This window comes from Nemorincola caseinilytica, assembly GCF_039540515.1.
GTDB lineage: Bacteria > Bacteroidota > Bacteroidia > Chitinophagales > Chitinophagaceae > Nemorincola > Nemorincola caseinilytica.
Window position 1 is genome coordinate 112,841 of sequence record NZ_BAABFA010000009.1, and the last position, 14,426, is coordinate 127,266.

Below are 14,426 nucleotides of genomic sequence, written 5' to 3' on the forward strand. Positions count from 1 at the left end.
CCTTATGGGCAAGAAAGGTCACAGGCGTGTTATGTAAGCGATATTCGATACTTATAGCTTTATGGTATTGCTGGCCTCGCTCTCGTTCGATAGGCGATCGAGCGCGGTGACCACATAGATGGCGCTTTTGCGGCTTTCGGTGACCTTGTATGTACGCTCCTGCTGTATGGACAGGATACGGTCGGTACGCTCCAGGTCTACCTGCTCATTGGCGCCGAAGCGGTATACCACATAGCGCAGGCGCTCCTTATCGTGGCCGGGCACCTGCCATTCCAGCATATTGCCGGTGTTCTTTACCACGGGTGCGGCGGGGGCTTTATCATCAAGCCAGGGCATGGGCGGCACCAGGGCGGGGTATTTGCTGTGGCCCTCGCGCAGGCTGTCCATGATGGGGGCTTTTATCTTTTCGAAGCAGGAAGAGCTGTAGAACGAATAGCCGGAATTGGGGCAGCGCTGCCTGATGTCGCGCAGTTGCCACAGCAGCTCATTGGCACTGGCCCATGGGCCGCTCTTGGCGGTGGTCATGCGGTAGAGGCCCAGGCCATAGTATACATGGCGCTTGTAGCAGTGCTCGTACCACCAGGGCTGCAGCACAGAGAAAGGCGCGGCCTTGTGATCGTGCTCCCAGTATAGCTGGGGCATCATATAGTCTACCCAGCCTTTTTGCAGCCACATCAGCACATCGGCATACAGGTCGTCGTAGGTGGTCTGGCCGCCACGGGTGTCAGAGCCTTCGGGGTCCTTGCTTTTATTGCGCCATACGCCGAAGGGGCTTATGCCCAGCTTCATCCATGGTTTCTCGTTCTTGATGCTGGTATTGAGCAGCGATATGAAGCGGCTCACATTGTCGCGGCGCCAGTCCTCCTTGTCGGTGCCCTTGCCATAGCGGGCATAGCTCTTCGTATCGGCGAACTGCTGGCCGGGCACACGGTAGGGGTAGAAATAATCGTCCAGATGCACGGCATCTATGTCGTAGCGTTTCACCACGTCCATTATCACATCTATCACATATTCGCGGGCCTCGGGTATACCGGGATCCACATAAGATTTGCCGCCATAGGCTATTATCCAGTCCTTATGGGTGTGGGTGACATGCGTTTGGGGGTTGGGGTTCTTCTTGCTGTCCATAAGGGCGCGGAAGGGATTGAACCATGCATGGAACTCCATATTGCGCTTATGAGCCTCTTCTATCATGAAGATGAGGGGGTCGTAATAGGGAAATGGTGGCTCGCCCTGCCTGCCGGTGAGGTAGTGGCTCCAGGGTTCTTTTTTGGATGCATAGAGGGCATCGCTCACGGGGCGTATCTGCACTATGACGGCATTACAGCCTACAGAGCGCAGCATATCTAGCTGGCGAATGAACTGTTGCTGCTGCTCTACTGCGGCAAGCCCGGGCTTGGACGGCCAGTCTATATTGGCCACAGAGGCGATCCAGGCGGCGCGGAACTCGCGCTTGGGCGATTGAGCAGAACCGATATGGAACAACAGGCAGAATGCTGCGAGCAAAGACGAAAAACGCACCATGATGTAGCAAGGAGTTGTGACGTGTGAAAGTACCACATTCGGCACAATTTGCGATCAGATCGTTAATGAAAAGATCTGTACCGGCGATACTGCAATATCTTACCGGCACTTCGCACCCACATAACAAAAAAGGCATACCGGATGGGTATGCCTTTCATTATATCGGCTCTTTTCAGAGCACAGGTAGTAGTTTAGTTGTTGGGGGTAGCGGTAACGTAGCTGGCAGAGATAACGCCATTCACGAAACGCACACCGGCCAGAGATTCTATGGTATTGATGTCCACCTTGTGGTTGGCCAGGTTATCCTTGGGGTTGTAAGGCTCTATGTTGTGGAACTGGTAGCACAGGTATTCGTCGGTGCTGGGTATGTATATCACCTTCCAGCACCACTCAGGCACTATCACGTTGTGGTTGTAACCTATCACCCAGTTGCGGCCTACAGTACCCGAAAATACTTTTACCTTTTTGTATTTTTTGGCCTTCAGTATCTCTTTTTCGTGCAGTTTTTCCCACAGCGACTTGTAGAGATTGGCAGGCATTGGCATCACATTGGTGAAATAGTGGCTCTCTATATATGCGTCCTTATCGCAGTTGTTCTCGTTAGGGGCCATCATATGCGCCTCTTCGAACAGGGTAGTGCGGTAGTCGTTCACCAGGTTCGAATACTCGGGCAGCTGGGGGTCTTCGGCCAGTTTCACAGTGTGGTCGCCCTTTAGCTTAGAGCAGTTGAACATGTCCGGAGTGAGGGAATAAACGACCAGAACAGGTATATGCTGTGACTTGGAGAAGTAAGAAGTGAAATTGAGATTCCTTACCTTAACAATGTCCTGCGCGAAGGTGTTGCAGCTAAGCGCCACCAGCAGTACAGAGACCAGTTTTGAGACCTTATTCAGACTTATTTTTTGCATGTGTGCCTTTTGTTCAAGTTAGCAAATATACAAGGATCGGACTTGTTCAGCGATAAAGATATGACTTTCACTGAAATTTTTATAATCAGATAGGGATCTTTGCAATTTTAATATATTGGGCATTGCCGGCGGGCCGTTCCGGGTATTTTCAGGCCGTGCATCAGGCATTGCCGGCCGACCGGGGCAGCATGAGGTAGAAGGTAGTGCCCTGCCCTTCTTCCGACTCGAACCAGATGGCCCCTTTCCAGAACTCGATCATTTTTTTGGTCATGGCCAGGCCCAGGCCCGTGCCCGACGAACGGGTGGTGAAATAGGGCTGGAAGATGCGGGCCGCCACATCGGCGCTGATGCCCCGGCCATTGTCTGCCACCGAAATGGTGACCTTACTGTCATCGGTATTCAGCGTCACCACTATTTTGCCCTGCCTGTCCTCGGGTATGGCCTGCTTGGCGTTCTCCAGCAGGTTGGTGAGCATGCGCAGCACCTGGCTGTGATCGGAATGGACAAAGACCTTTTCAGAAGGTATGGATAGTTCTACCTCTGCCTGCCCGTCGTTTCGGTAGAGCCCCACTGCCAGTTGCAGCAGGTCACCGAGGTCCAGTTCTTCGGGGCGTGCTTCGGGCATCTTGGCAAAGTTGGAGAACTCGGAAGCTATATAAGAGAGATTATCTATCTGTTCTATAATGGAGGCCGATACACGCTGCAGCAGCTCTTTGAGGTTGGGCGCATCGTTGCGCACGGCCTGCTGCAGGTATTGAATGTTCAGCTTCATGGGGGTGAGGGGGTTCTTTATCTCGTGCGCCACCTGGCGTGCCATCTCGCGCCAGGCCGTTTCGCGTTCGCTCTGGGCCAGCAGGGCGGCATTCTCCTCTACCTTATCCACCATTTTGTTGTATTCCTTTACCAGCGAGCCTATCTCATCGTCATAGGGCCATTCTATGCGCTCGTTGCGCTGCAGGTTCAGGCGGCCGAACTGCTCTTTGATTACATTGAACGAGCCCGTGACCCAACGCGTAATGTATACCGTAATGAGGCTGGACACCAGGAATATGAATGCGAAGACATTCATAAGCGTGATGGCTATACCCGACAGTTGCGAGCGCAGCTCTTTCTCTGAGGAGAAAAAGGGCACATTCAGGTAGCCAAGGGCAACACCCTGCTCATCGAGCATGGGCTCGTAGGCCGAAAGGTAGGAGAGCTCTGCCACGTTCTCGTTCTGTATGACAATGGATGTGCCTGATGTATTGAGCTGGTAATAGGCATCCTGCCGTATGATGCGCGACACAAGGCCCTTCTGATATATCTCTTCTTCGGATGTAGCAAAGAGGTTGCCGTTGTTGTCGAAGAGGTTGATGTCTATCTTCTGGTTATCGGCAAGAACGGAGATGAACTTGCGGAACGATACCGACTGTGTAACGGAGTCGAAGCGCTCATCGGTCTCGTAGGCGCGGGCAGCATTGAGGTAGCCCTGTACCGACTGACGGGCCGCGTGCATGGCGCTCTGTAGCCGAGCGGTACCCTCATCGCGATAGCGGTTGGAGAAATACCATACGGTGACAACACCTACCAGTAAAAAAGAAAAGAACACGATACCCAGCATGGAATACTGTATACGCTTGCGGAGGTCCAGCCGCACATACCGCTCTGTGACGGTAGAGCTGGCGAAATAGGATAGGTATATCTGGTAGAGCAGGATGATGACCGCAAGCGCCACCTGTATGCAGAAGATGTAGAAAAAGACCGTGATGGTCTCGATAAATTGTTTGTTGTCGTGAACAACGACTATGGTACGCTTATCAGATACGCGATAGCGAAGCTCTGATACATTGCCTTCGGAGCGGAAGCGGTAATCCTGCCCGGCTATGGTATCGCCGGAGAGGAAGGTAGGGAATGCACGGTCGGTCTCCTGGCTCACCAGCCTGCCATTCACATATACGGCATAGGAATACTCGTTCTCCTGAGGTGTGTTCTTGCTGGCCGATGGCAGCAGCAGCTCGGGATATACAGTAGATGCGGCCTGTTTCTTCAGGCTCATGTCTATCATCACATAGCCTATCTTATTGTTGATGGTATCGCTGTATATAGGTATAAAGGATAGGTAAGCATTCTTATCGGGCATGGATTCTTTGTAGAACAGGTAAGGCGAACCGGTGGGCGTGGCCTCGTTCCGCTGCCGCTGCAGCGATGCCAGCGACAGTGAGTCGCGGTTGTAGAGGGGCACACCATGTACATCGAAGATATAGATATTGGCATCGTAGCGTGCGGTGGTGGTATTGCGGTACAGGGTATCGAGATGTTTGTTCACTACGCGGCGGTCATTTGCCGAAGGCCTGTAAAAGAACTGCTTGAGCTGCGCATCTTTAGAGATAGCATCGGCCGTGCGATCGAAGGTATATTCCAGAAGGTTATCGCGATGGGGGGCCAGCCGCTGCTCTACGAAGGCCTTACGTTCCTCGTTCTCCTTGTATATGTTGAAGTACTGTACCAGGCCGGTGCAGAAGGCACCTATGAAGAGCGCCCAAATGAGCATTTGCGGCTCGAAGAGGTCGGACACGAGCTTTAGCCGCGGCGTATCCAGCAGGGCAAGGAAGAGCGTGAGCCAGCCCAGCAGGCACCAGTAAAGCACATCGGTATAATAGCCGCTGATGAACAACACCAGTATACCCATAAAGAGCACCACACCATACCTGCGCATCCTGTCGGGCACAAGGGTGCGCAACTGGAAGTTGAAGACATTGATGATCATGCAGGATATGCCGGTGATGGTGCATATGACCGTAAGCCCCAGTATGGTGTATATATTTATGGAGTAGAAACGGCTTACATCGAACGATATGCTGGAGTCGAGAATGAGGCCGCGTATGATGGCCACGAACAACAGCATATAACCCACCATGGCCATGGCCAATGGCGCAGGCAGCAGCATACGCAGGCGCGCACTGCGTATGTGCGCAAAATAGGTCTTGTATGGCGTATGCCGGGTGATGAAGACCACCAGCCATAGTATGCAGAGGGTATTGATGAACAGATCGCCGAAGGAGGGCAGGGCAGAGCTACTGGCATAGAGCAGGGGCGAGAAGAACAGCAAGGTATCGAGGTGGAAGGGCGGACCCGCCATGTATAGATAGGTGCGCAGGGCCACTATAACCGCCAGTGTGCTGAAAAAGCCCACCAGCGAAGACCTATTGCGCATGAGGTAAATGATGATGAGGTGTACCCACGATATACTAAGCAGCACGGCCAGCGCCAGCAGTGCGATGAAGACCGGGCCGGGAGACCACTTCTGTATATCCTGTATGTTGTATACGAGGTAGAAGAGGGTCTTGCCATCGTTCATGGTGACGGGAAAGGAGCCACCCGGCCTGCCATTGACAGGCAGAACGCGTGTAGTGGCGGGTATATGGGCAGATGCAACGAAGTGAGAGCGCAGGTGATCGTTCTCTACCGGGTAAGTGATAAGCACCGGGAACATGACCACCAGCTGGCGGGCACCGCGGGGCGCCTTTATGCTTTTTTGCACGAAAACGCCACGGTCGTTGGTGAGCAGTACAGGCCTGCCATTGCCAGTATCGGAGCGAAGGGGGATGATGGCATTGGTGTTCCAGAACTTGAGGTAATTGTGCTCGTATGCAAAGACGTAGAAAGGCATATCGCTGATGCGCTTTACCTCTTGCAGCGAGAGCGAGTCGGAGAACATGCGACTGACAAGTGCTTCATCGCTGATGAGTTTATCGAAAGCAGCCTCTCGGTTGTGCATGTCGCTGTTCACAGCGGCCGTCATGCGCACGGGTGTGGTCTCTTGCGTATGGGTGTAGAAGTAGTAGCCCGTGATGCTCCACAGCAGCACACACAGCAAAAGCCAGCCCCAATATGGATAGCGCCTGAACATTTATCGGTTATACTCCTCTGTTTTTACCTTGTTCCAGAGGTCGTCCATCTCCCATAGGGTCATATCGTGCAGGGTACGGCCGCTTTCGGCGGCCATCTCCTCTACCCGCATGAACCTGCGCATGAACTTTTTATTGGTACGCTCCAGCGCATGCTCGGGATCTACCTTCACAAAACGTGCATAGTTGATGAGGGCAAAAAGCACATCGCCGAACTCGTCTTCTATGGCATTGGCATTGCCGCTCTGTACGGCCTCGTACAGCTCGCCTATCTCCTCGTCCACCTTCTGCTGTACCTGTGCGGTGTTCTCCCACTCAAAGCCTACCTGCTTTGTTTTTTCCTGCAGGCGCAGGGCCTTTATGAGGGCAGGCATAGATGCCGGCACCCCTGCAAGGATGGACTTTTTTCCTTCCTGCTGCTTCAGCCGCTCCCAGTTCTGCTTCACGGCCGTATCGTCCTCTACCTTCACGGTGCTGTATATATGCGGGTGGCGGCTTACCAGCTTGTTGCATACACCCTCTATCACATCGTCTATAGAGAAGTGGCCCTGCTCGGCGCCTATACGGCTGTAGAAGACTATGTGCAGCAGCATATCGCCCAGTTCTTCCTTCATGCCTTTCCAGTCCTCATTGGTGATGGCGTCGGTAAGCTCGTACACCTCTTCCAGCGTTTGCTGGCGCAGGGTGTGTATGGTCTGTTTCTTGTCCCACGGGCATTGCTCGCGCAGTTCGTCCATTATTTTCCTCAGCCTTTCCAGTGAATGTGAATATCGCATATGTATGGCCGGTATGTGCCGGAACCTAAAGTTATAAGATCATTGGTAGAGAATGGGCATAACCTTATGAGCCTTTGCGCGGATCGCTTAATATTGTAGCGATATTCGAGGTATACCCCCCTGAATGAGACCTGATGAATATGAACGCGCTGATAATAGAAAAGCTGGGCCCGGGCGATGATATGCCCTTTGGCCTGCTACTGCTGGCCGATGAGACGACGGAGGCCATAGAGAAATATATCTACACATCGGACGTGTATGTGGCCCGGCAGGACAAGGCCGGGAAGCCGATAGCGGTCTTTGTACTGCAGCAGCAGGGCCATGCCGAAATGGAGCTGAAGAACATAGCGGTGTCCATCAGCTTCCAGGAGATGGGCATAGGCAGCTACCTGGTGGGCAAGATAAAAGAAATAGCCGCACAGGCAGGCTGTACCACACTATGGGTAGGCACACCCGATATAGCTACCAAAGAGATAGGCTTTTACAAAAGGAACGGCTTTGCAGAGGCCGGTACCAGGAAGGACTTCTATATAGAGAACTACCCCGACCCGCTATATGATAACGGCGTGCAGCTGCGCGATATGGCTATGCTACGGATGGTGCTGCCTTAAAGAGTTTTATAGACAATAAAAAAAGCGCAGCAGTTTCCTGCTGCGCTTTTGGGAATATGGTATGGCTATATAAGGTCTAGTAGTTCACTACCTGCTCTTCTATGGCTGCGGGCATTTCGCGGAATTCGTACTGCTGGTTGCGCAGCTGTGGCTCGAAGCCGGCCTCGCGTATGCACTCCTGTATGCTGCGCGATGTGAAGCGGTGCGGCGCCCCTGCGGCGCTCACTACGTTCTCTTCTATCATTATAGAGCCAAAGTCGTTGGCACCTGCATGCAGGCATATCTGTGCTACTTTGCGGCCCACCGTCAGCCACGATGCCTGTATGTTCTTCACATTGGGCAGCATTATGCGGCTCAGGGCTATCATGCGTATATATTCTTCGGGTGTGGTCAGGTTCTTGGTGCCGCGTATGCGCTGCAGCAGCGTATCCACATCCTGGAAGGTCCACGGAATGAAGGCCAGGAAACCCTTTGCGCTCTCCGGTTTCTTTGCCTGTACCTCGCGCAGCTTCACCAGGTGCTCGAAGCGCTCCTTCAGCGTCTCCACATGCCCGAACATCATGGTAGCGCTCGTGGTCAGATCCAGCTTATGCGCCTCATGCATTATATCCAGCCACTCCTGTGCACCGCACTTGCCATTGCTCACCAGCCTGCGCACACGGTCATCCAATATTTCGGCGCCTGCACCGGGCAGGCTATCCATACCGGCCTCTTTCAGGGCTTTCAGCACCTCGTAGTGCGTACTTTTCTCCAGCTTGGTTATGTGCGCCACCTCGGGTGGGCCCAGGGCGTGCAGCTTCAGCGTGGGGTATAGCTGTTTCAGCGTTTTGAAGAGATCCACATAAAAGGCCAGTCCCAGCTCGGGGTGGTGGCCGCCCTGCAGTAGCAGCTGCTCGCCGCCATAGCGAAAGGTCTCCTCTATCTTGCGCTTGTAGGTGTCTATATCGGTTATGTATGCCTCGGGGTGGCCGGGTATGCGGTAAAAGTTGCAGAACTTGCAGTTGGCCACGCACACATTGGTGGTGTTCACGTTGCGGTCTATCTGCCATGTCACCTTGCCATGCGGCACCTGTATCTTGCGCAGCTCGTTGGCTATATGCATAAGGTCGGCCAGGGGCGCATGTTCAAAAAGGTATATACCCTCTTCTGCTGTCAGGCTGTCGAAACGTATGGCCCTGTCGTATAAACTCTGCAATTCCTGCATCTACAATTATTTGTGGGCGTAAAATTAGGGAAATAATAGGGAGGACCGTATCGATAATACTATTCGAGGGATCTCTTCTATCTATAAATGTCGCGCCTGTTACCTATGTGATGAATATCTACTATACGGATAGTGTCGTCGATGGCATATAATACACGGTAGTTCCCCACTCTTACCCGCCACAGATCTTCTTTGTTTCCTACAAGCTTTTTACACCCCTCCGGCCTTGGGTTATCTGCCAGGCCATCTATCTTTTTAGCTATAGCGGTAGCTATTATCCTGGGCAGCTTCTTAAGCTCTCTTGCTGCGGATGGCTTTACGACTATTCGGTACATTTATTTTACGCTCTTTTGCAAGCTCTGCTTTAACGCTTTCCCAAGGGATGCTTTTTTCATCCTTTCTAGCCTCTGCAACTATCATGTCCATCAGGTCTTCTAGCATCTCGTTATCAAAATTGGCAATGCCCTTCAGATCTATCTGAACATAACGCCTCTTGCGTGTTTCATCGGTCACAAAGCTCACACCTTTCATACATTCTTTTTTACAAAAATAACTTATTTACTCCTCTTCCTGTTCTATGGTCTTAATGCACATCATGCATCAGCTTTCGCACGAACGGCGATATGGCTATGAGGGCTATACCCGCTATCAGCGCGTATAGCGCCAGGTCTTTGTAACCATCGGTATAGGCTATCAGCTTCTGTGTCAGGGAGGCGTTCTCGCTGGTGGTCATGCCTGCGCCCAGTATACCGGCGGCATACTGGCCATAGGCGCTCGCCAGGAACCACATACCCATCATCATGCCATGCAGCGGCTTGGGGGCCAGCGTGGTCATTAGCGACAGGCCTATGGGCGACAGGCACAGTTCGCCCAGTGTAGACGTAAGATATGCCAGCGTAAAGATGTTCAGCGAGGTCTTGCCCTCGGCATCGGCAAAGAAGCGGGTATAATAATACAGGTAGAACGATACCGCCACGAACAGGAACGCCAGCCCGAACTTTATGACCGTATTGGGCTCTATCTTCCTCTTGGCCAGTCCCAGCCACAGCAGGCCCGCCAGCGGGCTGAAGATGATAACGAATAACGAATTGGAAGAATTGTTCACCACGTTGGGGTCTATCTTGATGCCCATCACGTTATCGTGCAGGTTGTAGCGGGCAAAAAGGCTCAGCGATCCGCCCGCCTGCTCGAAGAATGCCCAGAAAAAGATGCTGAATATGATGAACACAAAGGCCGCCACCAGCTTCTCGCGTTCCTTCTTGCTGTATTTCATCATTTCGTACATGATGTATAGTACGGCCACCGGCCCCACTATGTACATAAAGTAATCGGTATACTCACTGTTCTTCACCAGCAGGTATATAAGCGGCATCACCAGCAGCGATCCCGCATATACCATTATATCGTTCATCCTTATTTTATTCTTCGGCATCTTCCCCCTCAGTGGCGACAGGCCTATGGGGCCTATCTGGGTACGGGTAAAGATGAATATGCCCAGCCCTATTATCATACCTATGCCCGCCAGCGAAAAGGCCGCGTTCCACGAATACCTGTTGGCCGTCTCTATACACAGCCACCCACCCAGCAGGGCGCCTATGTTTATACCCGAGTAGAACAGGCCGAAACCCGCATCTCGCCTCGGGTCGCCCTCCTTATACAGGCTGCCCACCATCGTAGATATATTGGGTTTGAAGAAACCCGTGCCCACTATGGTAAAGGCTATACCTACATAATACATATCCTTGGGCGAGAAGGCCAGCGTAAAGCTGCCGATGATCATGAGCAGGCCGCCCCAGAATATCGATTTGCGAAAGCCCAGTATCTTATCGGCAAAGAGGCCGCCTATGAAGGTCATTGCATATATGAAGGCCTGTATGCCGCCGTACTTCAGGTTGGCATCGCGCTCGCTCAGCATCAGTTGCTCTACCATGAACACTGTGAGCATACCGCGCATGCCATAGAATGCGAAACGCTCCCACATCTCTGAAAAGAACAGGTACCACAGTTGTTTGGGGTAGCTACCCTTGAAATCCTGCACCTGTTCCAGCGTCATTTCCTGTTTGGTCTCCATTATATCGGTCATTTGTCCGAACAAAATAAGAGATATTTTTTATCTACCCCTATTTTATACCCCAAGGACCTCCCCCCGACCCTCTCCGAAGGACAGGGAGGTGATATGTGAGTAATGTACGAAGCACTTGCAATAAAAAAGCGGGAACCATGTCCCGCTTTTCTGATAACTATTTGAATAGCTTTTGCCTAGTGTACACCGTGCATCATCTTCTGCAGCTTCCTGCACAGCAGGAAGAGTATGGCAGCCGCAGCGCCCGAGAAACCTACGAATATCATGAAGTATGTATACAGGCTGTCTATCTCTATACCCAGGAAGTGCGGGTGCGTAGGCAGCGCAGGGTCGGGATAGAGCGAGCTCATGGTACCTGCCAGCTTGTTGCCGGTAGCTATCGCCAGGAACCATATACCCATCATCAGCGATGTGAAGCGGCCCGGTGTCAGCTTGTTCACCATAGACAGGCCTATGGGGCTCAGGAACAGCTCGCCTATAGTATGCAGGAAGTACAGACCTGTGAGCCATACCATGCTGGTACCGGCAGCGGGTATGTTCTTAGAGCCCATGGCTATGAAGAGGTAGCCCAGCGCCAGGAAGGCAAGACCCAACGACTGCTTGTAGGGCGCCACGGGATTGATACCCTTCTTGGCAAGGCCCACCCACATAGCGCTGATGATGGGCGCCAGCAGTACTATGAATGCCGCATTGAAGCTCTGGAAATAACTGGCAGGCATTTCTTTGCCAAAGATGTGACGGTCGGTCTGGGCATCGGCAAAGAAGGTGAGCGAAGCGCCCGCCTGCTCGAAGCACATCCAGAAGAACACCACGAATATCATGATGAGTATGATGACCCACAGCCTGTCTTTCTCTACCTTGGTCAGCGTAGGGTCGGTAATGATCACGAACGGCCCTACCAGTGTCATACCATATATCAGTGATCCCCATACGTCCAGCCCGGCACCCCAGAACAGCAGGGAGAATACCGTTACTATACCACCTATAAGTATCGTTAGCTGCTGCTTGCTGAAGCCCGCATCCTTCTTGCCGTCGGCAGGGGCATCGTTCATTTTATTGGGGCCTACGCCCAGCTGCCTGCCCATGGGGTCTATCACATACTTGTCCTTGGTCATGTAAAAGATGACCAGGCTTATGAGCATACCTACACCCGCCGAAAGGAAACCCCATTTGAAGTCTACGTTCTCGCCCAGGTAGCCGCACACCAGCGGTGCCAGGAAAGCGCCCGCGTTGATACCCATATAGAATATGGTATAGGCGGCATCCTTGCGGCTATCATTGTCGGGGTATAGCTGGCCCACCATGGTAGATATATTGGGCTTGAAGAAACCATTGCCGAATATGAGCAGCGTAAGGCCGCCCCACATCAGCGATATGGCAGCTCCCTTATCGGCCCCGCCCGCCATGCTGGCCGAGAAGAACAGCAGGAACTGCCCCAGCGCCATCAGCAGGCCACCTATGAATATCGATTTACGGTTGCCCCAGTACCTGTCGGCCATATAGCCACCTATCAGGGGGGTCAGGTACACAAGGCCGGTATAGCTGCCATATATGTTGCTGGCCAGTGCTTTATCCAGCAGCAGCATCTTCGTCATGTACAGCATGAAGATGGCGCGCATACCATAATAACTGAAACGCTCCCAGAACTCGGTAGCGAACAACACATACAGCCCCTTAGGGTGCCCTTTCTGGGTCACAACGTTCTCATTCGAATTACTCATAGATATATTTATATTTTTTTACCGAACTGCCAATTTAGTAAAATAATTACCGTACCACGGGCGTTTTTTTAGTTTTTTTGCACTTATGTCCGTAAAAAAGCAAAATATCCTCCTTTTGGGGGCAGGCGGCCGCGAGTGTACACTGGCCTGGAAACTGCGCCAGAGCCCCCTTTGCGATAATTTATATATAGCCCCCGGCAATGCCGGCACACACGAATATGGCACCAACCTGCCCATTGCCGTGAGCGACTTCGAGGGCATAAAGAAAGCCTGCCTCGATCACCAGATAGACATTCTCCTGCCCGGCCCCGAAGACCCGCTAGTGGCCGGTATATACGACTTCATAAAGGCCGATGACCAGCTAAAGCATATCATAGTGGCAGGACCATCAAAAGAGGGCGCACAGCTAGAGGGTAGCAAGGCATTCTCCAAGCGTTTCATGCAGCGGCATGGCATACCTACTGCGGCCTACCGCGAGTTCACTGCCGATAATTATGCCGAGGGCGAGGCTTACATCAGGCAGCAGCCCATACCCGTAGTGCTGAAGGCCGATGGCCTGGCCGCAGGCAAGGGCGTGGTGATAGCCCAAAGCACCGACGAGGCGCTCACCGCCTTCCGCTCCATGATCATGGACCGCCAGTTCGGCGATGCCGGCAGCAAGGTGGTCATAGAGCAGTTCCTCGATGGTATAGAACTCTCTGTCTTCGCCCTTACCGATGGCCGGGACTATGCCCTGCTGCCCGAGGCCAAGGACTACAAGCGCATAGGCGAGGGCGATACCGGCCTCAATACAGGTGGCATGGGCGCTATATCGCCCGTACCCTTTGCCGATGAACTGTTCATGAACAAGGTGATCACCCGTATCGTACGGCCCACGGTCGATGGATTGCGGAGCGAAGGCATAGTATACAACGGCTTCATTTTCTTCGGCCTTATAAAAGTGCAGGGAGAGCCATATGTGATAGAGTACAACTGCCGCATGGGCGACCCCGAGACGGAGGTAGTGATGCCCCGCCTGGAGAACGACCTCGTAGAGCTGATACTGCTCATGGGCCAGGGCCGCCTTACCGAGGGCATAATAAAGCACAGCGCACAGGCCGCAGGCGCTGTAATGCTGGTGTCGGGCGGCTATCCCGGCGACTATGCTAAAGGCAAGATAATGACCGGGTTCCAACAGGTGCAGGGCAGCATGCTCTTTCATGCAGGCACTACTACCAGGGATGGCAACGTGGTTACCAGTGGCGGGCGTGTGCTGGCCATCACCTCTATGGGCAGGGATATAAAAGAAGCGCTTGCAAAAAGCTATGAGAATGCAGCACATATCTCTTACGAGGGCTGCTATTACCGCCGCGATATAGGCTGGGAGTTCTAACGCTCCTTTTATTGTCAAAATTTTACAGAACGGCTGCCCGAAAGGGCGGCCGTTCCTGCTTTTTTAACAATGCGCAAACCCCACCACAAGCCTTTTAACAGGGCTTTGGCAATAGTAGACACGAAATGTGTGATAGATATAAAACAGGCCCGAAACGTATAATGCATCCGGGGCATCGGCAATACTAGCTTTGTGTTTCAGGCCCGGCTCCCTTTCCCGGCACCTGCCTTCCTCAGCGCAGTGTTCCGGCAAGGGGACCAAGGGTCATCACACACACCCTAAAACGCACCTATATGCACACACGCTACTTATCACTATCCTTACTGTGCGCCCTCCTTTT

Annotated in this window: 11 protein-coding genes; 2 read left to right on the plus strand and 9 right to left on the minus strand. The window is 52.8% G+C overall.

Features of this window, described 5'->3' with window-relative positions:
- Positions 1-51: 51 nt before the first annotated feature.
- The 4 genes from ABD843_RS07055 to mazG all read right to left on the minus strand — a co-directional run bounded on the left by ABD843_RS07055 (position 52) and on the right by mazG (position 7,095).
- Positions 52-1,524, minus strand: a complete 1,473-nt coding sequence (locus tag ABD843_RS07055) for a glycoside hydrolase family 10-like protein (RefSeq protein ID WP_345080637.1) — start codon at positions 1,522-1,524, stop codon at positions 52-54.
- 191 nt (positions 1,525-1,715) lie between these two features.
- Positions 1,716-2,432, minus strand: coding sequence for a DNA/RNA non-specific endonuclease (locus ABD843_RS07060; RefSeq protein ID WP_345080640.1), 717 nt, complete (start codon positions 2,430-2,432; stop codon positions 1,716-1,718).
- Positions 2,433-2,592: 160 nt separating this feature from the next.
- A complete protein-coding gene (locus ABD843_RS07065; protein WP_345080643.1) occupies positions 2,593-6,321 on the minus strand; it encodes a sensor histidine kinase in 3,729 nt (1,242 codons plus the stop codon).
- Positions 6,322-7,095 carry a nucleoside triphosphate pyrophosphohydrolase gene (gene mazG, locus ABD843_RS07070; protein WP_345080646.1) on the minus strand — a complete coding sequence of 258 codons (774 nt, stop codon included), beginning with the start codon at positions 7,093-7,095 and terminating at the stop codon, positions 6,322-6,324. It abuts the gene before it with no gap.
- 140 nt (positions 7,096-7,235) lie between these two features.
- Between mazG and ABD843_RS07075 the strand changes: the two genes are divergently transcribed.
- Positions 7,236-7,706 carry a GNAT family N-acetyltransferase gene (locus tag ABD843_RS07075; protein WP_345080649.1) on the plus strand — a complete coding sequence of 157 codons (471 nt, stop codon included), beginning with the start codon at positions 7,236-7,238 and terminating at the stop codon, positions 7,704-7,706.
- Between the two features lie 76 nt (positions 7,707-7,782).
- On the opposite strand, the gene mqnC is transcribed toward ABD843_RS07075, so the two are convergent.
- The 5 genes from mqnC to ABD843_RS07095 all read right to left on the minus strand — a co-directional run bounded on the left by mqnC (position 7,783) and on the right by ABD843_RS07095 (position 12,714).
- Entirely contained in the window at positions 7,783-8,910 is a 1,128-nt protein-coding gene (mqnC, locus tag ABD843_RS07080; protein ID WP_345080652.1) for a cyclic dehypoxanthinyl futalosine synthase, read from the minus strand.
- Positions 8,911-8,987: 77 nt separating this feature from the next.
- The gene (locus ABD843_RS16395) at positions 8,988-9,245 is read right to left on the minus strand and encodes a type II toxin-antitoxin system RelE family toxin (protein WP_425575691.1); all 258 of its coding nucleotides are present in this window, start codon (positions 9,243-9,245) and stop codon (positions 8,988-8,990) included.
- On the minus strand, positions 9,202-9,441 hold the full coding sequence (locus ABD843_RS07085; RefSeq protein ID WP_345080654.1) for a hypothetical protein: 240 nt from the start codon (positions 9,439-9,441) through the stop codon (positions 9,202-9,204). Before ABD843_RS07085 ends, ABD843_RS16395 begins: the two co-directional genes overlap by 44 nt.
- A gap of 52 nt (positions 9,442-9,493) precedes the next feature.
- On the minus strand, positions 9,494-10,993 hold the full coding sequence (locus ABD843_RS07090; RefSeq protein ID WP_345080657.1) for a peptide MFS transporter: 1,500 nt from the start codon (positions 10,991-10,993) through the stop codon (positions 9,494-9,496).
- Positions 10,994-11,169: 176 nt separating this feature from the next.
- A complete protein-coding gene (locus tag ABD843_RS07095; RefSeq protein WP_345080660.1) occupies positions 11,170-12,714 on the minus strand; it encodes a peptide MFS transporter in 1,545 nt (514 codons plus the stop codon).
- Positions 12,715-12,799: 85 nt separating this feature from the next.
- On the opposite strand from ABD843_RS07095, the gene purD reads away from it, so the two are divergent.
- Positions 12,800-14,086, plus strand: coding sequence for a phosphoribosylamine--glycine ligase (purD, locus tag ABD843_RS07100; RefSeq protein WP_345080663.1), 1,287 nt, complete (start codon positions 12,800-12,802; stop codon positions 14,084-14,086).
- Positions 14,087-14,426 lie beyond the last annotated feature (340 nt).